This window comes from Blastopirellula sp. J2-11 (genome assembly GCF_024584705.1).
Lineage (GTDB): Bacteria > Planctomycetota > Planctomycetia > Pirellulales > Pirellulaceae > Blastopirellula.
The window spans coordinates 407208-427074 of record NZ_CP097384.1 but is presented as its reverse complement, the minus strand read 5'-3'; the positions used below and the strand labels follow the sequence as shown (position 1 = coordinate 427074).

14 protein-coding genes are annotated in these 19867 nt (G+C 57.4%); 4 read left to right on the top strand and 10 right to left on the bottom strand.

From position 1 onward, the window contains the following. Nucleotides 1-20: 20 nt before the first annotated feature. The 3 genes from M4951_RS01775 to M4951_RS01765 all read left to right on the top strand — a co-directional run bounded on the left by M4951_RS01775 (nucleotide 21) and on the right by M4951_RS01765 (nucleotide 5015). Entirely contained in the window at nucleotides 21-1337 is a 1317-nt protein-coding gene (locus M4951_RS01775) for a hypothetical protein (protein ID WP_262024769.1), read from the top strand. A 342-nt stretch (nucleotides 1338-1679) separates the two neighbouring features. Then, on the top strand, nucleotides 1680-4595 hold the full coding sequence (locus tag M4951_RS01770; RefSeq protein WP_262024768.1) for an organic solvent tolerance protein OstA: 2916 nt from the start codon (nucleotides 1680-1682) through the stop codon (nucleotides 4593-4595). Between the two features lie 39 nt (nucleotides 4596-4634). Continuing rightward, nucleotides 4635-5015, top strand: coding sequence for a diacylglycerol kinase (locus M4951_RS01765; protein ID WP_262024767.1), 381 nt, complete (start codon nucleotides 4635-4637; stop codon nucleotides 5013-5015). An 8-nt stretch (nucleotides 5016-5023) separates the two neighbouring features. Here M4951_RS01765 and M4951_RS01760 read toward each other — a convergent pair whose 3' ends face one another. From M4951_RS01760 to M4951_RS01740, 5 genes are all read right to left on the bottom strand, one after another. Next, nucleotides 5024-5989: a nitrilase family protein gene (locus M4951_RS01760; RefSeq protein WP_262024766.1), complete on the bottom strand. Its 966-nt coding sequence runs from the start codon at nucleotides 5987-5989 to the stop codon at nucleotides 5024-5026. A 6-nt stretch (nucleotides 5990-5995) separates the two neighbouring features. Further along, complete coding sequence (locus M4951_RS01755) at nucleotides 5996-7870, bottom strand: TrkH family potassium uptake protein (protein ID WP_262024765.1); 1875 nt, start codon at nucleotides 7868-7870, stop codon at nucleotides 5996-5998. 33 nt (nucleotides 7871-7903) lie between these two features. After that, nucleotides 7904-9250: a Trk system potassium transporter TrkA gene (trkA, locus tag M4951_RS01750; RefSeq protein ID WP_262024764.1), complete on the bottom strand. Its 1347-nt coding sequence runs from the start codon at nucleotides 9248-9250 to the stop codon at nucleotides 7904-7906. Nucleotides 9251-9253: 3 nt separating this feature from the next. Then, the gene (locus M4951_RS01745; protein ID WP_002650655.1) at nucleotides 9254-9649 is read right to left on the bottom strand and encodes a (2Fe-2S) ferredoxin domain-containing protein; all 396 of its coding nucleotides are present in this window, start codon (nucleotides 9647-9649) and stop codon (nucleotides 9254-9256) included. A 155-nt stretch (nucleotides 9650-9804) separates the two neighbouring features. Next, nucleotides 9805-10704: an alpha/beta hydrolase gene (locus M4951_RS01740; protein WP_262024763.1), complete on the bottom strand. Its 900-nt coding sequence runs from the start codon at nucleotides 10702-10704 to the stop codon at nucleotides 9805-9807. A gap of 174 nt (nucleotides 10705-10878) precedes the next feature. Between M4951_RS01740 and M4951_RS01735 the strand changes: the two genes are divergently transcribed. Continuing rightward, nucleotides 10879-11295, top strand: a complete 417-nt coding sequence (locus M4951_RS01735; protein ID WP_262024762.1) for a hypothetical protein — start codon at nucleotides 10879-10881, stop codon at nucleotides 11293-11295. On the opposite strand, the gene M4951_RS01730 is transcribed toward M4951_RS01735, so the two are convergent. From M4951_RS01730 to M4951_RS01710, 5 genes are all read right to left on the bottom strand, one after another. Further along, nucleotides 11278-12600, bottom strand: a complete 1323-nt coding sequence (locus M4951_RS01730; RefSeq protein WP_262024761.1) for a glycosyltransferase — start codon at nucleotides 12598-12600, stop codon at nucleotides 11278-11280. The two genes, M4951_RS01735 and M4951_RS01730, sit on opposite strands and share 18 nt — an antisense overlap. 373 nt (nucleotides 12601-12973) lie before the next feature. Next, entirely contained in the window at nucleotides 12974-14314 is a 1341-nt protein-coding gene (locus M4951_RS01725; protein WP_262024760.1) for an ABC transporter permease, read from the bottom strand. Between the two features lie 16 nt (nucleotides 14315-14330). Continuing rightward, entirely contained in the window at nucleotides 14331-15050 is a 720-nt protein-coding gene (locus M4951_RS01720) for an ABC transporter ATP-binding protein (protein ID WP_262024759.1), read from the bottom strand. After that, nucleotides 15047-16738 carry an efflux RND transporter periplasmic adaptor subunit gene (locus M4951_RS01715; RefSeq protein ID WP_262024758.1) on the bottom strand — a complete coding sequence of 564 codons (1692 nt, stop codon included), beginning with the start codon at nucleotides 16736-16738 and terminating at the stop codon, nucleotides 15047-15049. Before M4951_RS01715 ends, M4951_RS01720 begins: the two co-directional genes overlap by 4 nt. 342 nt (nucleotides 16739-17080) lie before the next feature. Continuing rightward, on the bottom strand, nucleotides 17081-19867 hold the full coding sequence (locus tag M4951_RS01710) for a hypothetical protein (protein WP_262024757.1): 2787 nt from the start codon (nucleotides 19865-19867) through the stop codon (nucleotides 17081-17083).

Below are 19867 nucleotides of genomic sequence, written 5' to 3'. Positions count from 1 at the left end.
CTCGATGTTACAATGTCCCCATGGAAAACGACTCCCCCCCTGCTTATCGCCTGCTCGCCGACCGACGATTTCTGCTGGTTTTACTGGCCGCGTTGCTCGTGCGCGGAGCGGTTGGCTATGTTTCGCTGGGGCGTTTGGCGGACGATCCTGACAGTTATCGCCTGCTGGCGCTTCATCTGATCGAAAAACATTCGTTTACCCTGGAGGATCCGGCCGAACCAACCGCCTATCGCCCGGCCCTGTATCCGTTGTTGTTGGCGATCTGCTCTCCTTCCGGCGAGATCAAGCCGACCGAGGTCGCCGCGCTCCATCTGGTGCTGGGCGTTTTGACCGTCGCGATTGTCTACGCTTGGGCAGTCGCCATGGGGTATCGCAACTGGGCCTGGCTAGCCGCGATGCTGACGGCGATTGATCCTGTTTTGCTGAACCAGGCGATGGTTGTAATGACCGAGACGCTAGGGACGCTGTTGGCCGCGGCGGCGCTGTTGGCGCTGACAATTCTCACCAAAACGCTGCTGGCCGACGCCGAATACTACAAACGGAACATGACCGTTCAGGCGATCAACGTCGCCGGAGCGATGATGCTGGCCGTCTATTCGCGGCCGACTTTTCTGGTCTGGCTGGCGATGTGCATCGTGACGCTGGCAGTCGTCTATTATCGCCAATACCGGGGAATCGCTGCGGCGACGGTGATCGCGATGATCAGCGCCTTTTTGTTCGCTCCGTGGGTAGCGCGCAACTATATGATCTTTGACAACCACATCGTGCTGGGGACCACGCACGGCGGATATACGCTGCTGTGGGGCAACAATCGCGAGTTCTACGAATTTCTACAAAACGGCGATCAACCGGTCTGGGATAGCGACCAACTGCATGCCCGGTTCAATCAAGAGCACCCGAAGCGAGCGACCTCGTCCAACGAGTTGGCGCGAGATCGAGCCGCCTATGCCGAAGCGACAGAGACCATGCGTCAGCAGCCGGGGATGTTCCTTTGGTCCACGCTGGTTCGGATCGGCCGCTTTTGGCGTCTCGCGCCGCATGCGCTGTCACACGATGAGTCCCAATCACGGCGCCTGGCCCGCTATGCCGTGGGGGCGTTTTACTTGGTCGAATTTGGGCTGGCGATCGTCGGCATCGCCGTGATCGGGCGAAAAATCTGGTCGCCCCCCTGGATTTGGGGAGTCATGCTAGCACTTAGTTTTACGCTGGTGCACGCCTTCTTTTGGAGCAACATTCGGATGCGAGCGCCGGTTGTTCCGGTGATCTGCTTGCTGGCGACGGCAGGGCTGCAAAGGCTGGTTTCCCGGCAAAAAGAAGAGGAATCGGACGAAAGCTAGCCCCACTTTTACGTGGTCGTCGCAAATCTCTATCGCATCGCGGCTTAAGCTCAAATGGCTCGTCACGAAACTGCCTTGCTCCCATTGCGATCGGTTCCTATAATCCGCCCCGCAAAACCCTCGGTCCAGCTGCGCGCAATGTGCGGTTGGCGCCGTTCCCTGTAAGGCAAGGAAGCCGAAACGCTGTCCCCCCCGACGCGTCAATCTCTGGTCAATCCGCTAGTACGAATCGTACTGACGGTCTTCGTCGTTTGGTGCTTTGGCATCGGCGCCGCTGACGTTGCGCGCGTCGCTCATGCCGAAATCGCCTTTCCCGAGCCGAGTCAGGCGTACCCGATCATTGTGTCGTCCGACTCGGCGCAAGTGACGCAACAAGGGAATCAAGAAGTTTGGATCCTCACCGGTAATTGCCGGATCCAGCAAGGAGATTCGGTCACCATCTCGCACGACGCGGTGCTGTGGATCGACTACTCGCAGCCGTTCCGCCTGGCCCCGCACAAGATGAAGGTCTATCTCGAAGGAGATGTGCTCGTTGAATATGGAAATCGGATGCATGGCGGAAAGTTCCGCGGACCGACTTGGCTAGGCGAACTTGCGACCAATCAAGGGATTACGCTGCCGCAACCCGACCCCGACGCACACAGCGCCGTCACGCCGGCTGTTTATCAGCGCGGCCTGGCGATTCAGCGTGAAGGAGGCGATATGACCAAAGTCGGTCAGCCGCAGCCGATCATGCAAATTCAATATCAAGGGCCCGGCGTCGCTGCGTTGCCGGCCAACGTCGTCCCGACTCCTCGGGCCAAGCGGATCACCATCAACAATCGCTACGCGACCGGCTTTCAAACTCGCGGACAAGAGACCGATCCTGTCACCGGAGAATCGATCCTGATGTTCGACTCTGGAGTCAACGTGCTGATCGACGGGCTCGATGAAGTCGGATCGGTTAGCATCCTCGCGGATCGAGTTGTCGTCTGGTCGAAAAAAGGGATTCGCGGGATCGCCCAGTCGGGTCAATCCGATGAAGCGATCGATACCGAGCTTTACCTGGAAGGAAACATCGTCTTCCACCAGGGCGAACAAGTCGTTTACGCCGACCGCATGTACTACAACGCGGGCCTCGAAAGCGGCGTCGTGCTAGGCGCCGAGTTGCTGACTCCGGCGCCCGGCTACCAAGGGCTGGTTCGCCTGAAAGCGGACGTACTCCAGCGAGTTGACAATAGTCACTACCAAGCGTACGGCGCATCGATCACCACTAGCCGCTTAGGCGTGCCCAACTATTGGCTGCAGTCGAACGAGATTGATTTTGTCGACGAGCAGCGACAAGTGATCAACCCGATTACCGGCGAGCCGCAGTTTGATCCGCTGACCGCAGCGCCGGTCATTGATCACGAAAAGCGGGCCACCGCACGAAACAACTTCGTCTATATGGGAGGGTACCCGGTCTTCTATTGGCCAACCCTATCGGCCAACGTCGAGAACCCCACCTTCTATTTGAACAGCATCAAAGTACGTAACGACAGCAACTTCGGCACGCAGATTCTGACCGAGTGGGACAACTACGAAATCTTCGGCATCAAGGATCCTTGGGAAGGGACCGAGTGGAATACGTCGCTCGATTATCTCAGTGAGCGTGGTTTCGCCGTTGGTACGCGGTTCGATTTCAATCAAACCTACTTTCCCTTCATGAAAACGCCTGCGACCGGGTACTTGGACGCTTGGGGGATTCATGACAGCGGGACCGACAATTTGGGCGCCGATCGACGCGTCGTCCCGCTAGAAACCGATATGCGGGGGAAAGCGATCGGTCGGCATCGCCAGACGTTCCGTGGCGACTTCCGCTTCTTCGGCGAACTTGGCTATATCAGCGATCGCAACTTCCTGGAATCGTATTTCAATCGCGAGTGGAACACCGCCAAGGATGCGACGACGGGATTCCGTTTAGAGAAACTGTACGAGAATCAAAGCTTTACGCTGTCGGGCGCTTCGCGCGTCAACGATTTCTTCATGCAGACCGAGAAGATTCCGCAGCTCGATCATACGATCATCGGCGAGTCGCTGCTGTTTGATCGGTTGAGCTGGAACGCTCATTCATCGATCGGCTATTTGCATCTGCAGCCGGCCGAAGCGCCGACTAACCCAGTCGATCTCGCGAAGTTCTCGCTGTTCCCGTACGAAACCGACTCGGAAGGGATTCGCGCGTTCACGACACAGTCGCTGGAACTGCCGCTGAATATCGGACCGACCAAGGTCACGCCCTATGTGCTGGGACAAGTCGGTTATTGGCACGAAGACATCAACAACAACGATGTAATGCGCGGCTATGGTCAGCTGGGCGTTCGCGGTTCGCTGATGATGTGGTCGGCCGATCGCGCCGTGCAAAGCCAGTTGTGGAACCTGAATGGATTGGCTCATAAAGTCACCCTGTATGGCGACGCGTACTACGCCGACTCTAGCCAAAATATTGAGCGTTTCCCGCTGTATGACAATCTGGACGACGACGCTCAGGAGCAATTCGCCCGCCGCTTCAAAGTCAACACTTTCAACCTTCCAACCAATGTGCCGCTGCCGGCGACGGTGGACGAACGTTACTATGCGATTCGTTACGGACTACAGAACTCGGTATCGTCGCCGTCCGCCGAAATTGCCGACGACCTGCAAGTGGCGCGTCTCGAACTTCGCCAGGTATGGCAGACCAAACGTGGCGCACCCGGCGGCGAGCGGATAATTGATTGGATCAAATTTGATGTCGGTGCGTCGGTGTTCCCAGACGCGAGTCGCGACAACTTTGGCGAAACGATCGGCCTAATTAACTACGACTTCAATTGGGAAATCGGCGATCGCTTGTCGATTGTTTCGGACGGCGACTGGGACCTGTTCGACAATGGCCTGCAAATGGTCAGCGTTGGCGCTCAAATGAGCCGCCCGCAAATTGGCAGCTTGTATGTTGGCTACACGACGATAAAGTCGCCGGTCGTCGCGAACATCCTGAACGCCTCGTTCCAATATCGCATGACCGACAAATGGATCGCCGGACTCGGCACTTCGTATGACTTTGAAAGCGCCGGCAACCTAGGCCAAAATGTCTTTCTGACCCGTGTCGGCGAATCAAGTTTGTTCACGTTCAATATCAATGTTGATCCCAGTCGAGCCGTTACCGGCATCGGCATCAGCTTCGAGCCCCGCTTCTTCGCCACGGGACGCTACAGCAAGATCGCCGGAGAACCGATCCCGCCGGTCGGTGCGTTCGGGCTAGAATAGCGTTGTTGACTAGCACCGCTCGCCTGGAGAACGCCGCTGATGACCGCTCCTCCATACCAACCGGCCCCGCGTACTTGGATCGCCAAATTTCGCGATGCGTTTCGCGGCATCTATGTCGGCGCATGCGCCCAGTCAAGCTTCGCCGTCCACTTGATCGTCTCAGCGCTGGTGATCGCGCTGGCGGCCTATCTGGCGGTCGACCTCATTCGCTGGTCGCTGTTGCTGCTTTGCATCGCACTAGTGCTGGCGGCCGAACTTTTTAATTCGGCCATTGAATGGCTCGCCAAAGCGATCGACCACGGCGAAAATGAGAACCTCCGTAACGCGCTTGATGTCGCCAGCGGAGCGGTGTTGGTCACATCCATCGGCGCAGCGATCGTAGGCGGATTGATCTTTGCTGAGCGGTTGGCGGCGATGTAGCAAACCCATCACTCGCGCGTGGATCGCGTAGAAAACCTCGCTGCGCGCGGATCAAGCTCGTTGCCTGTGGATACGGTCAGCGGCGGATACAACTCAGGGCGTCTTCCTCGAATCCAACGTCGGCCAGTGCAGTTCTCCAGCAGATCGAGATCAACATCGGCCGTCACCATCGCGTCGGTCGGTTCCAACTGCTCGGCTAAGATTCGCCCGTAGCAATCGAGAATCATCGCGTTGCCGGTCCGGACTTCGTCATCGTCCAGCCCCACGCCGTTGCTGAACAAAAGGAACATCCCGTTGTCATGGGCGCGGGACGGCAACCAGCGGAGGAGCCATTCTCGCCCTTTGGCGCCGTTGGTCTCCGCTTGCAATGCGGCAGGATTTTGCCCGCGGTCGCGCCACAACTGCGGATCGATCTTCCCCATCGCATGCGGACTGCGCGACGCTGTGCCGCCGGTTTGATGCGGAGCCAACAAAATGTCGGCGCCTTGCAGGGCGGTTATCCGCGCGTTTTCGGTCAGGTTATTGTCCCAACAAATCAAGACGCCCAGCTTCACGCCCAGGTGCGTGTCGAACACCGTGTATTGATCGCCGCTGCTCATGTGCGGACTGATGAAACAGTGCAATTTGCGATGACGATGCACGGCGCCATCCGGCGTCGCGACAACATACGTGTTGTAAAGCTGGCCATCTTCCGCCTGTTCAATCAGACCGCCGCCGACGATCAACTGATAGCGGCTCGCCAGGTCTACCAGCGCCAGCGTGGATGAGCCTGCAGGCGCCGGTTCGGCGAGCGCCTCGACGCCAGCGCGATCGAGAGTGCGGACGTGCCAATAACCAGTGATGCACATCTCGGGAAACGTGATCAGTTGCACGCCGGTCTCCGCGGCGCGGCGGCACCAGGTTTCGATCTGCATCAGATTGTACGGCTTGTCGCCGGGCTGATGTTGAAACTGAACCGTCGCGCAGCGAATCATGCCGACCTACCGAGAGCGCCAGAAGCTGGGAATGAACAGCACAACAACCGCAAATATCTCTAACCGCCCTAACATCATCAGCCAGACAAACAGCAGCTTCGTCCACCAAGTGAAGTTCGAGTAGTTCTGCGTCGCGCCGATCACTCCTAAGCCGGGGCCGATGTTGTTGAGCGTCGCCGCGACGCTGGTCGCGCTGTCGATCAGCTTATGTTCGATGTGAACCTGCGACGTTCCCCAGGTCGAATCCGGTTCGAGCGTGATGATCGCCATCCAACTGAAGACGAACAGCACCAGGATCAGGCCGAAATAGACCAGGATGTTTTGTTGCAGATCGTTATCTTCGACCGGCTTGCCGCCAAGTCGTAACGGGCGAATGACGCTCGGGTGATACGCTTTTTCGATTTGCAGATACAAAATCTTATGAAACAAGATATGGCGAATCACCTTCAAACCGCCGCCGGTGCTGCCGGCGCAACCGCCGACAAACATCAGCAAGAAGAGGACGCCGCGACCGAAGCTGTTCCAGCCGTCAAAGTCATGCGTTCCAAATCCGGTGGTCGTCATGATCGAAACGACCTGAAACGAACCGCAGCGGAGCGCATCGGACGCTTCGCCCCAAGTCGTTTGGTCAGCGTGACTGCGAAAATCTCCGTAGCTCATGCCGAAGGCGATCACCAGCGCCGTCGCGATTGCGAGAACCGCCATATAGGTGCGCCACTCGACATCTTTCCACAAGGCGCTCACCTTGCGACGAACGACCAAAAAGTAAAGCAGCATAAAGTTCATGCCGGCCAACACCATGAACGCCAACACGACGTATTCGATCCAAAAACCGGTGTACGGATCGGCCTTGTAAAAATGGCCTAGACTATCGTTAAACGTGCTGAAACCGCCGGTCGCCATCGTCCCGAACGCATGACAAAGCGCGTCGAAGAAGGTCATCCCCAACAGCCACAAGATGACCGTCAGCACCGCGTTCAGCGCGAGATAAATCGCGGTGAAATACCAAGCCGTTTGCTGCATTCGCGAGTGAGCGCCTTCTTTGGAGGGCCCCGGCATTTCGTTATGCATCAGCGCTTTGCCGGCCGAACCTTGCCCGAGCACCACGACAAACAACACGATGATTCCCAGCCCGCCCAGCAAGTGCGTGCTGCTGCGCCAGAACAAGATGCAATGCGGCACCAACACCGGATCTTCCAAGTCGGCGATCACCGTCGCGCCGGTCGTGCTAAACCCCGATTGCGATTCGAACAACGCATCGGCCAGATTCATCTTGATCGGGCGAATCCGATAATGATCGAAACGATCCAGCGGCGCCGGCTCTTGTTCGGGCGCGATCAACGCATCAGTCCACTCGGGCAGCCCCTTCAACTGGTCAAAGGCGGCGACCAACTCTTCCCCTTCGTCGGCCGTGGTCAATTGATCTCGTGAGACGCCAACCGCATGCGCGTCTTTCAAAATCGTCACCAGCCGGTATTGCAGCGGCGTAATGGGCGCGACGTTCTCGTTGAAGACCTGCGGCGGATGCGCTGCGTCCTCAAACAAGCGGACCGACAAACTGCGTGAAGCGCCGCTCAAGACGAACGGCAAACCTCCCAGCACGGTCGCCAAAACCCAGCTAAGTCCGACGACCGCCATCGCTTCTTTGCGAAAGAGTTCTCCCTTGGAGGTACGGCCGTAGTACGAAAGACTCGCCCAAGAAACAAAACAAGTGCCGATCGAAATGACTAGCGCTTGAAATCCGGCCGTCTCAAAACCAATCGCCGCTTCCGACGTACGATGCCCCAGCGCAGGAAAGGCCCACGGCAGGCTGAATACCATCGTGATGCCGATCAGCAAAGCGACGATCGACAAAAATTTGCAAACCAGGCGAAAGTTCATCGGCGCTTATCGTCTTGCGGCGCTCTGTGGAGGCTAGCGACCATTGGTGTGAAACAATTCGAGCATCGCATCGACCGCGCCGTCTTCCACCAGCGCGATAACCGTGTCACCCGGGCTCAGCCGATCATCGGCAGTCGGTACGCGAACGTAATCTGACGACATTACTGCGGCGATCAAACATTGCGGCGGCAGTTTCAAGTTGGCCAACACATGCTCGGTCGCTTGGGCTCCGACTAACACTTCGATCTCAACGATCGCGATGCTGCCGCCGGGGATCTGCTTGCGAGTAACGATCGGTCCGCTGTTCAAAAAGCCCAGCACTTGGCGAGCCATCACGTTACGCGGACTAACGGCCAGGTTGATCCCCAGCTTGTTGACCACATTGGCGTAATCGGGACGCTGGACGATCGCCATCAATTGCGGCGCGCCGAGTTCGCCTGCTTCGACGCAGGCCATAATGTTGTTTTCATCGTCGCCGGTACATGCGACAAAGACGTCGCAGGCGTTGATTCGCTCTTCTTCCAACACGACGCGGCGCGTCGCATCGGCCAAAATAACGGTCGTATGTTCAAGCAGTCGTGACAGATACTCGCAGCGTTCTTTGTTCGTTTCCATCAGCGAAACGTTGAAGCGATGCCCTTCGAGCATGCGGGCCAGGTGCAAGCCGGTCTCGCCGCCGCCGGCGATCACCACCGAGCGACGCACGTCTGGCTTGGCCTGAAATTTCCCTTTGGCTTCGTCGATATTTTCACGACTGCCGATCACCGTGATCCGGTCGCCGGCCGCAATCGAGTCGTTCGCGCCGGCGATCCACATCTTGCCGTCGCGCTGGATCGTGCCGATACGCGAACCGCGCGGAAGCTCTAATGACTTGAGCGGTTGTCCCATCGCGCGCGTCGCTTCGCCGCAAACAATCTCCTGCACTTCCAATTCGCCGCGAGCGAAGTTTTCCATCACCGCGCTGCCCGGCGTGCGAATGCCGCGCAAGAATTCAATCGCCGAGAGATGCTCAAGGCTGAGCAGGCGATCGATTTTGAAATGTTCCTGATAGTCAAACGTGCTCAAGTCGCGAAAGACTCGGCCATACACGCGGGCGACGGTTCGACGAGCGCCCATCGCTTTGGCCATACTCGCGGCGACGATGTTCACCTCGTCGTCGCCGGTGACCGAAAGACAAAGATCGCAACCCAGAATATCGGCCTGAAACAGCACGGCCGACTCCGACGCCGATCCGCACAAGGCGCGAACGTCCAACTCGTTATTCAAACGACGGACCGTTTCGGGGTCCCGATCGACCACCGTCACGCTATGACGATTACGGCACATCAGGTCGGCGATCCACGAACCGATCGTCCCGGCGCCTAATACTACGATTCTCATCGGTTACTCACTTGTTCCTGCGGCGCCGTCGCATCCTTGGCAGTTGGAGCGCCGGAAAGGAACCTTCCCTTTCGTATTGAGCGCTGCTTCCGGTATCCGCAAATCTTCCAGCACGCGGCCATTCACCACCGTCTCTTCGACAATCCGCGGCACATCTTGCAGCGTGACGGCTCCATACCAGATCGCTTGCGGGTAAATCACCAACACTGGACCGCATTCGCATTGATCCAGGCAGCCAGCGCTGTTGGCGCGAACTTCCCCTTTCAATCCATGACGCTTCAGCTCTTTCTTCAAAGCATCTTTCAGGTCGCCGTGACCTTGCTCGTCGCACGAGCCGCGGGGATGGCCCGCCGCGCGACGATTTTCGCAAATGAAAATATGGTGCGTAAATGCCGGCACGCAGAATCTCGCGCTAAAGGTGAATCGTCAAGCCGTAAACTTCCAATCGTAAGCGGTTTGCGGATCGATTCTAGCCGGCAACAGGCCAGCCGAGGTAAATATCGGCCAGCCGTATGCCTTCCGTTCGGCGGCGGCAGCTTCGATGGGGGGCGTGACTACAGAAAGCCGTGCTCCTGCAAAAACTGCGTCATTTGCTTGGTTGTGTCGAGGTAGGCGCTATTGTCGCCGCGCCCGTGGTTAAAGAAGCCGTGCCCAGCGTCGTCATAACCGACCAGCTTGCACAGACCACCCAATTCTTGCATTTTCTCGCAGTATTTCTCGACGGTCACGTACGGAACGGTTCCATCCGATTTTCCATGAAAAATAATCGTCGGCGGCATCGGAGCGCGAAGATGGTGATACGGGGAAAGATTTACCGGCTCAGTCCCCAATCGTTTGGCGAGTCCGGTCAGCCGCTTTTGCACAATCGGCGGCAGCTTTTTCTCAGGCGCTAGGATCACGGCCGGATTGAATAAGACCAACGCATTGGGACGACTGCTGACGGCCGCATCTTCACTCGGCTCATCAAATTCGTCGATCACCGCGGTGCAGGCCGCCAGATGTCCGCCGGCCGATCCGCCGCCGGCGACAATCCGATCGGGGTCAATCCCGAGGCGTTTGCTGTTGGTCCGTGCCCAACGAATGGCGCTCTTGGCGTCGGCGACGCAGGCGTCAGCGGTCACCTGATGGCGCGATGCGACCCGATAGTCGGCCGCCATCGCGACCATTCCTTGTTTCGCCAGATGTTCGCATTGGGGGAAAAACTGGGTTGGCGATCCGCTCTTCCACCCTCCCCCAAAAAAGAAAACGATCGCCGGGCTCTTGGCGTCAGCCGTATGGCCAGACGGCTCAAAGATGTGCATCGTCAATTCGACTTTGTCGATCGTCTTATAAACTTCAGTCCGCTGTTTCACCTTGTCGCTGGATTCGTCTTCCGCTTGGGCCAGCGCCATGGGCGACAACGCCCCACTGCCAAGCGCCGCCGTTAGGCAGCAGGTTACGATCAAACTTCGCATAAAGTCCCCTTGGATGAGAAATAAGTGGGAGGATGGCGATCGCTATTCTAGCTTAGGTCACTGGCCCTTTTCTACTTCCCGCTAGGCGGTAGTTTGCCGAACTGCTCCTGCGTCCCATTTTCGCGTAAAATAAACCGTTTCGCATCGAGTCGCTGCTTACGGGTAACCAACCGCGTGTTTCATTGGGGAATGTGGATCGTCTTTGGCATTCCAGCCATCGCTGCTGGTTTGTTGCTGCTGCGCGGGGTCTATCTCGCTACCTTTCCGCCAGATCGTCGCTTGATCGCGGCTGCGATTGAGTTCGCCAAGCGTACGACGGGTCGACCGGTGAAAAATATCCATAGCGGCGAGATTCGCGGTTTCGATGGAAGACGAACTTTTATCCGCGTGCTGTTTGACGATGATGCTCACTTCGGTTCGCCGCAAGGTGCGCCGCGAAAATATTACGCGGTCGATCTGGAAAGCAGCGAAGTCACGGAGTCCTCGGTGCAAGAGTCGCGGCCGTTTCGCTGGGGACCGCCCGACAAAGATCCAGACGCAAAACAACCAGAAGAAGCGCTGGCCTCCGCCAAGTTACCGGCTCAAGATTAGCCGATACTCGTCGATCGTCGCCGCCGCCGCCGCATCGGCATGATAGCGCTGATGGACGGCTAGACAGCCTTCCATTCCGAGTCGACGACCTGCTTCGCGATTGGCCAATACTTCGATCAATTTGCCGGCCAGCGCCGCCACGTCGTTGGGCGCAACCAGATGCCCGCCGCCGGTCGCCGTCAGCAGTTCGGGAAAGGCGCCATGCGCCGGCTGGACGACCGGCACTCCCGAAGCGAGCGCCTCCAACACAAACAACCCTTTCGGTTCGCGATAGATCGTCGGCGTCGACAGGACGTCGATCGAATGGAGAAACTCGACTTTGCCGTGACGATCAACTTCTCCCACATACTCGTAAGCATCGCCAAGCCCGACAGCGACTAGTTTGGCGAACTGCTCGTCCGCATACTTTTGGTGTTGGGCGCCTAAGTAACCGGCGATCTTCAACCGGGCGTTTTCCATGCCTGGCGACTGGCGCAATTGTACGAACGCGTCGACTAATAGATGCAATCCTTTCTCCGGCGCCAGGCGAGCCAGATACCCTATGGTCGGCGGACCATCGAGCATCAGCGGCCGATTTTGCGCCATCTCTAGCGGAAAATCGGCGACGTCAATTCCCAGCGGCACAATCCGAAACTTCTCGGCCGGCGTTTGAAAGTACTCCCCCATATAGTCAGCGTAGTAGCGACTGAAGACGACAAACGCGTCGACCTGCTCGGCCAACTTGCGGATCTCCGCGAGCGACTGCGACCGGTAAGGCTCTGGCAGATCATCCAGAAAGATGTCGTCTCCTTGCAGCGTCACGACGATCGGCGCGTTGACCTTGCGACGAATCGCGCCGATGCAGCCGCCGATCAAAATGTTGGAAAGGTTAATCACCTGCGGCTTAACCGAATCGGCTAACCAATCGGCCAACCGCTCCGCTTCCTGACGTTGATTGCCATGTTCGCCGCGCAGCATCGAGAGGGTCAGCGCCCCCAGATTCTTCGCGCTGGTCTCTATCCCCCGTGACGTCGCCCAGTTGATGATCGCTGGGCGATCGAGCCAACGCGTCACAAACCCCGGCAAGAAGCGATACCCGGGGATCGCCTGTTCCAAATAAACGTTGATGCCGCCGTAAAAGAGATGCGCATCACTGACGTTCTCTTCATCGGTACGGATCGGCGTATAGGTGGGGATCAAATGAACGTCGTGCCCGGCGCGATGCATCGCCCGAGCGATCGTATTGTCGCGCATACAACTGCCGCAAAACATCCCGGCGCTGCCGGCGGTGATCGAAGCGATAGTCAGCGGAGCGTCAGGCGTCACAGGCAGTTCGTCGAAGAAGAGGGGCTGAAAAGTTGCACAGTTTCCTGTCTTCGTAGCCCGAAGCGCAATTTGGCCTGGTTGGCCCGGATAGCTCCGCTATCCGGGCGGCGCAGCCGTAAGAGGCATTGGTTCCCGGTAAGCAGTTCAGGGGCTTTTCGCCATTTCCAACGGTATGGCGACCACCGAAGTTCGTCCGACCGCGGCTCAATGCCTCCTACCGACTTCGTCGGCCCCGATAGCGGAGCTATCGCGGCCAACCAGGCCAAATTGCGCAACCTCAAAACTTGCGCATCGGGCTACGAAGATGCGGGCTCGCTCTATTGTAGACGCTCCGCCGCAGGAAGACAGTTGGCGACCATACCAACTTCGCTCATTAGTTCGCGCTGCGAAGCGCTTCGATCGGATCGAGATTGGCGGCGCGGTGGGCCGGGTAAATGCCAAACACGATGCCGACGATGACCGAAATAACAAAGGCGATCGGAATCGAGATCAGCACGATCTGCGGGCGAACGTCACGTATCGAATCGGGCAGCATTGCAATCAATTCGGGGTCGTAATTTTGCACTCCCCAGCGCATCAGGTCGACCGCCGGTACGCAACAGAGCCCGCCCAAAATTCCGGTCAATCCGCCGACGACTGACAAGACGATCGTCTCCACCAAAAACTGACGCACGATATCGCGCCGCTTGGCGCCGATCGCGCGGCGGATGCCGATTTCGCGGGTCCGTTCGGTCACGGTCGCCAGCATGATATTCATAATCCCGATACCGCCGACCAGCAGCGAGATCGCCGCGATCAACCCCATAAAGACCATGAACATCAGCCGCGTTTGTCGCGACTGCTCCAGCAGTTCTAAGGGAACCACCACCGAGATGTCTTTCGCTCGGTCGTGATGCGCCAAACTAGAGCGAATCACATCGGCCGTCGCCAAGACGGCAGGCACATCCAGCAGACCGCTCTTCTTTTTGATGCGCAGCGTGATCTGATTCAATTCGATAATCTCTCCTTCAAAGCTGCCGCTACGACGCGTCATGATCTGATCGCCGACACGCTGCCAAAGGGTCGTAATCGGAATGTAGACGTCTTTGTTAAACTCTTGGCCTGACATGCTGCCGCCGATCGCCGCCGTCGCCGCACGCGGCTTCAGCACGCCGACAACGGTATAGTAGTCGGCTTCGATGTGAATCTTTTTCCCAATCGGATTGGAGAAACCAAAGAGTTTCTCCGCGACTTCAGCCGCCAACACGCAGGCATTGTCGCGCCCACTCAGTTCGGCGTCGGAGAGAAAGTGCCCTGCCTGGATTTGCAACCGAGTCACTTCGGCATATTCCGGCGTACAACCGACCAACCGCCCGAACATGCTGACCGGGCCGCGGCTGAACTCGCGGCGAATCTCACGAATTGGAATCGCCTGGTCGACGGTCGGGATCGTTTCTTCCAGCAGATGCAAGTCGTCGCGCGTCAAACCGTAGGGCGTAATGCCGCGAGCGCTGGTGTTTGATTCAGCCGGCGGTTTGACGCTGCGAACCAGCACGTTCTCGGCGCCTAGACCTTCGATCTGCTCTTGCGCTTTCAGGCTGATGCCTTCGCCGATAGCGACCAGCCAAATCACGCTGGCGACCCCGATAAAGATGCCCAAAATCGTCAGCAACGAGCGCATCGGATGCAGCAGCAAACTTTTGACGCCAAGTATCCAGACTCGTATGCCGAACATTTTGTCCCGTTCTGCGTTAAGAGGCCGAAGTCGCCAATGCCGAACGACGATTCTCAATCAAACGATCTTCCGCCAATTCGCCATCCGACAAACGCATGACGCGGCGCGCATGTTCTGATACGTCATCTTCGTGCGTCACGAGAATGATCGTGCGCCCTTCGTTGTTCAACCGCTCAAACAGCGACAAGATCTCTTCGGTCGTTTTCGAGTCCAAGTTGCCGGTCGGTTCGTCCGCCAAAATGTAGTCGGGATTGTTGATCAGGCTGCGCGCCACGGCGACACGTTGCTGCTGACCACCAGAAAGCTGCATCGGTCGATGATCCAGCCGTCCCTGCAAACCGACCATCAACGCCAGCTCTTTGCAGCGTCGGCGATCTTCTTGCGATACCTTGCCGCGATAATAAAGCGGCACTTCGATATTCTCCAGTACGCTTAACTGCTGGATCAGATTGTAGGCCTGAAAGATAATGCCGACGCGGGAAGCGCGCAAAAATGAGAGTTCGTCGTCTGACAACTTGCTGGTGTCGCTTCCCCCCAGCAAAATGCTGCCGTGCGAAGGGCGATCCAGACAGCCGAGCAAATTGAGCAGCGTACTTTTCCCCGAACCGGACGTCCCCATGATGGCGACGTAGTCCCCTTCAGGAACATCAAAAGTAACGCCGCGCAGCGCGTGGACCGTTTCTCCCTTCAGATGGTAGATCTTCCGAAGGTCGTCAACCTGAACGGCGAATTTCACTGACCGCCTCCGGCGGCGCGTTGGCGTTCTGGCGAAGCCGAATTTTCTGCGGCGGCCGTTGTCGTTGCAGTCGCCGCTTCGGCGACTTGATCCTCGGCCCGCTTTTGCGTTTGCTCGCTGGTCGAAGCTTGCGCCGTTTCGATTTCAGCGCCGCTCTCGGCGGGCGTAGAAGCGGTGGTCTCGGTCGCCGTCGTCGTCTTGTCTCGACTGGTCACTTCTTCAAATCGCGCGGCGATCTTCTCGGCCGGAGTCGCAATCGCCGGCAGTTCAATGTCGTCCAAAAATCCACGGGGATTCATCGCGACTTGATCGCCCGGCTGCAGTCCCTTGGTGATGACCACAAAGCGGCTGTTGTTCGAGCCGATCTCGACCTGACGCGCTTTGACAACTCCCGAAGCGTCACGCAAAAAGCAAAAGTGCGAACCATCGTGTTCGTATACCGACTGGACCGGCGCCTGGAGTTCTTCCGGCGACGATTCGACATGGATCGAGACTTGCGCCGTCAGACCGGGACGAATCTGCATCGTTGGGTTAAGCACTTTCACCGTCACCGCGTACTTCTTGACGGTCGAGCTCATCCAGTGGCCCGGCGTCGGATATTCGTTGACGCGAATGACTTCGCCGATCAACTCGCTGTCTTCGTAGGCGTCTAGCTTGATCGTCGCCGGCATCTCTTTGTCGATCAGGGCGATCCGCGATTCGTTGACATCGCAAACAATCTGCATCGCTTCGTAGTCAGGCAAGCGAATCAGCGTCTGACGTTCGCGAACTTTGGCGCCCGGCTCCAGCACAAAGTCGCTCGAGTCACGACCGCTCGATACGTTGGCGTAAACGACCTGGCCGTTTTGCGGCGCGCGGATTTCGCAGGCGGAGATCTGCTCCTCAAAAAAGTGGAGCATCTTGTTTTCCAGCCCAAGCTTTTCTTTGGCCGCTTCCAGATCGGCTTCGGCGACCTTGATGGCGCTGTCGAGTTCTTTGATCTTCTTTTCTTTGGTGTATTCCTTCAGCACGTTTTTCTTGGTTTGCGCTTTCTCCAGCTCGATCTTCGCCTTCTTCAGCGCGAACTGATCTCCCTGCAATTGCAGCGAAGTCACGTAACCTTTGGCCGCTAAGCGACCGCTGTAGAGGAGATATTCTTCGGCGCGGCGAACATTCTCTTCAGCGAGCGTGATTTCGCTCTCGATCTCGTTCATCTCTTCGACGAACGTTCCCAGCACATATTCGTTCATGCCGATCTGCGCGGCGGCCAATTCATTCTCGGCCTTCGCCAACGACGCGATCGACTGCGTCACGTCCAACTGTTGCAACGTGTGCTCTTCTTCCAGCGCGGAAGAATCGAGACGAATCAGCAGATCCCCCTTCTTGACAGAAGCCCCTTCTTCGATCGCCCACAAGATCTCGAACGAATTGGTCGTGCGATAGCTGCGAACTTCCGACTTCACTTCCACGTTGCTCGCACTCTCGACTTCGCCCCGTTCGACGACATCATGCAGATACGCGCTGCGATCAATGGTATGAAACAGTTCGTTGGAAGCGACGACCCCTTTGGCCTTCGGTCGATTCCAATAGAACGCGGCGCCGACAACGACGCTAACCACAGCTAGTAAGGCAACCACCAAACGAGTCGTCGATCCTCGACGACCTTTGGCCGAGACCCCCAGCGAATGAACAGTGTTTGATGCTGTCATCGTGTGCTCGTAGGGTGGGTCGCACGCGTGCTTGCATGCGAGTGGGTGGGATGGAGGCAGGGCGTGTAGCCCTGAATTGTAGTCGACAAACGAGGGCAAGTCACCCGCAAAAATCGACGTGTAAACCGCTCCTCTGCGCAGAACTTCTGCTGGCGACAACCGTGCCGCAACACTATTTAACCCTTGACCACGTCAAGAGTTTCGATCGTCCCACTTTTTTTAAAGTGAGATAGATCACTAAACGCTCGCCATGGCGAGCTCCACGCAAATTTCGACAAAGATTCTGGGTGAAATTGTGATTCCACCCGAATATTCACGCGATATCACCGCAACCTGCTAGCCCTAGCGAGGTTTCGGCGGTGGGATGACGTCGTCCAAAATGCCATCATCCGCTGCCGGCAACGGAGGTCGCAGCTCGAGCGGCATCGCTTCTAACTCGCGCACTCCGTCCAGATTTTCATCTGGATTGATCGGCAAGAGCGGCTCGGTCGGATTGGGGGTTTCGATCATCTCCACGCCTTCTCCGCTCAAGTGATGCGATCGCATGCGCCACGACGTCGCGTCCAGCGGACCTGGGTCGATCCAGATGCCGCGATCATCCAGCTGCATCGTTCCCATATCGAGATCCAAACTCCGTCGCAAAATTTCGTAATTGACGGCGACCCCCAAAAAGTCGTTCTGCGCACTGACCAGGCTGTCGAGCGCATTGATCAAGTCACGCGCGGTCGACGAATCAAATTTTTGCTGGTCTTGATTTGGCTTCGACGGCTCTTGCAGACGTAATTGCGTCCGTTCGACCTGTGAGATCGCGACCTGCACCGCGGCGCGACGCAGCTCGAAGTTGATCTTGTTCACGTCGATCGTACGAATCGTGTCACGCAACCCACGCGATACGAGATCACGAAATTCATAATATTGGCGACGCGTCCGCTCGTAAGCGATTTGCGACTCGCGATAGTTGTTCCGTTCGAGGAGACGCGTCACCGGCGCGTCCCATTGCAGACCGACTCGCAGCCGTCCATTGTCTGAGTTGAATTTGACCCCGTTCTTCCCCAGGTTTCCGATATCGCCCGAGAAGACGACGTCGAGGTCGGCCTCGAGGTCATTCGCGAAGAAGCCGATCTGTCGCCACGAATCGACCAGCGCCGCTTGCGCGTTCATCCAGTCACGGCGATTCTCGCGAGCAATGTCGAGCGCCTCGTCGGAACTAATCTCGACATTGGTCAACGTGATCGACTCCGTTCGTGCGCGAGCTTGCACCAGCGACAAACCGAGCACGTCGCTAATCAACGCCGAGATCTCGCTAGGAGCCTGGCCAAACACTTCCTCTTGCGCCCGCTGAAAGAGCGCCTGCGGAGTCAAGCTTGGCGCGTCTTCCTGCAGCTGGCGAATGTCGGCGATCAATTTGTCGAGCGTTTCGCCATGCAATGCGAAATCTTCGTTCAAGTCGTGTTGAATCGCATCCAACTGGTCTGGCAAGCGGGTCAGGCGCCCTGTACTGAGCACGCCGTTGGTGACCGACTCTTGCGATGTCGGTTTTCCGTTTTGCGTTCCATACTCGGCCAATTGCCGCTGAATCTCGGTCAGCTCAGCGACTCGTTTGGGCAGCATCGCGCGCAGGCCGTCGACATCCTCGGCGACCAACGGTGCAAACTCGATCGCCACGCGACCGCGCAACTCTTGAATCAGCTCTAGCTTGGCGACGATGCCGGAGAAGGTCGCTTGAGTCTGTTCGTTCCAGACCAGTTCCGGCAACAGCGGTTGATTGGGATCGAGTTCGAGTCCATTCGGATCAGGCAACATGCCGATCACCGATTCGCCCAGCTCAACCTGAATGTTGGTCAGTTGGTTTTGCACGCGTGTGAACGACGGCTCAATCAAATTGAACTGATTGAAAAAGGGATCGACATCCAGCTTCACCGGCAACTCAGGCGGCAAGCCAAGATTGATCTTGTAGAGGTCCAAGCGATTGGCGAACGAGGCGCGATTGGCCAACAACGAACTTTGTTCGCGAAAGAGCGCCTGACGCGTCAGCTCGACCTGAAACGAGTCGATACGTCCCGACTCGAAGTACGACTCTAACTGCGTCAAGCTGCTTCGCAGTCCTGCGATATTCGCCTCTTGGTTTCGGATGTTTTGTTCCGTTTGCAGCAGCCCCATATAACCGCCGGCCGAGAACGAACCGCTGGCGCCGATACTGGGAAAGCCAATTCCTCCGGCGTTCGGCCCTGGTCCGGCCGAACGCCCGGCGACGATCTCTAAATAGAAGCCGCGTTGGAATCGCTCCATCTGGCGAACGTTGGCCAACAGATCACGCTCTGACTGCGTCAGTTGCTCGAGGATCACGCGACGACCGCCGCCGCGCAGCAACGGCTGAACCAACGAAAAGTCGATCAACGAATTGACCGAATGCGTATTCGGCCCCGAGAACTCCCATACCAGCTGATTGGCGAAACCGACCACCAACTCGCCGCCCGATGCGAACAGTTTTTCCATCTGCATATTGCGAGTATTCGCTTCCAGCTGACTATGAGATCCTCCTCCGCTCCGCTGCGGTCCATCGGCCGTAAAAAACGTTTCATAACCGCCGAAGAACTGGGCGTCGAAGCGGAAACGTTGGAAGCTGACATCCAACGCCGAGAGATACAAATCTTCCACTTCGGTCTGATAGTCGCGCGAATTGAGCCGCGCCAATTCGACGACGCGATCATCATTTAGTTGCAGCGTGCCATCGTCGCTGATCGGCAGATACGCGAGCCAGGCCGGATTCTCGACCGAAGCGATCACGCCGTTCTTGGTCCACTTCTGATAGTTCTTTTTGCCATCGACGTGATACATCAGCTCGTTCGACGTCGGATCATCCAGCGGTTGCGGCGGAAAGTCTTCGGAGTACTGGTCGTACATGCGCGACTCCGGATTCGGATAAACCGAGTAGCCCGGCAATTCCCAGCGTGGATCGCTCGCCTTTTGATCGATCAAGTAATACGCATCGGCGTCGGCCTGGCCATGATAAAAACCACGCGTTCGAAAACAGCCGGCGACCAATACCAATAACGCCAGATATGCGGCGGCACGCGCCAAAGCGGCGCCGCACGATCCAGGTCGTATCAGGTCGTAATATTGTTTCAT

Coding starts and splice junctions, on each gene's coding strand:
- M4951_RS01775 (WP_262024769.1), top strand. CDS start 21: ATGGAAAACGACTCCCCCCCTGCTTATCGCCTGCTCGCCGACCGACGA.
- M4951_RS01765 (WP_262024767.1), top strand. CDS start 4,635: ATGACCGCTCCTCCATACCAACCGGCCCCGCGTACTTGGATCGCCAAA.
- M4951_RS01760 (WP_262024766.1), bottom strand. CDS start 5,989: ATGATTCGCTGCGCGACGGTTCAGTTTCAACATCAGCCCGGCGACAAG.
- M4951_RS01755 (WP_262024765.1), bottom strand. CDS start 7,870: ATGAACTTTCGCCTGGTTTGCAAATTTTTGTCGATCGTCGCTTTGCTG.
- trkA (WP_262024764.1), bottom strand. CDS start 9,250: ATGAGAATCGTAGTATTAGGCGCCGGGACGATCGGTTCGTGGATCGCC.
- M4951_RS01740 (WP_262024763.1), bottom strand. CDS start 10,704: ATGCGAAGTTTGATCGTAACCTGCTGCCTAACGGCGGCGCTTGGCAGT.
- M4951_RS01725 (WP_262024760.1), bottom strand. CDS start 14,314: ATGTTCGGCATACGAGTCTGGATACTTGGCGTCAAAAGTTTGCTGCTG.
- M4951_RS01715 (WP_262024758.1), bottom strand. CDS start 16,738: ATGACAGCATCAAACACTGTTCATTCGCTGGGGGTCTCGGCCAAAGGT.
- M4951_RS01710 (WP_262024757.1), bottom strand. CDS start 19,867: ATGAAACAATATTACGACCTGATACGACCTGGATCGTGCGGCGCCGCT.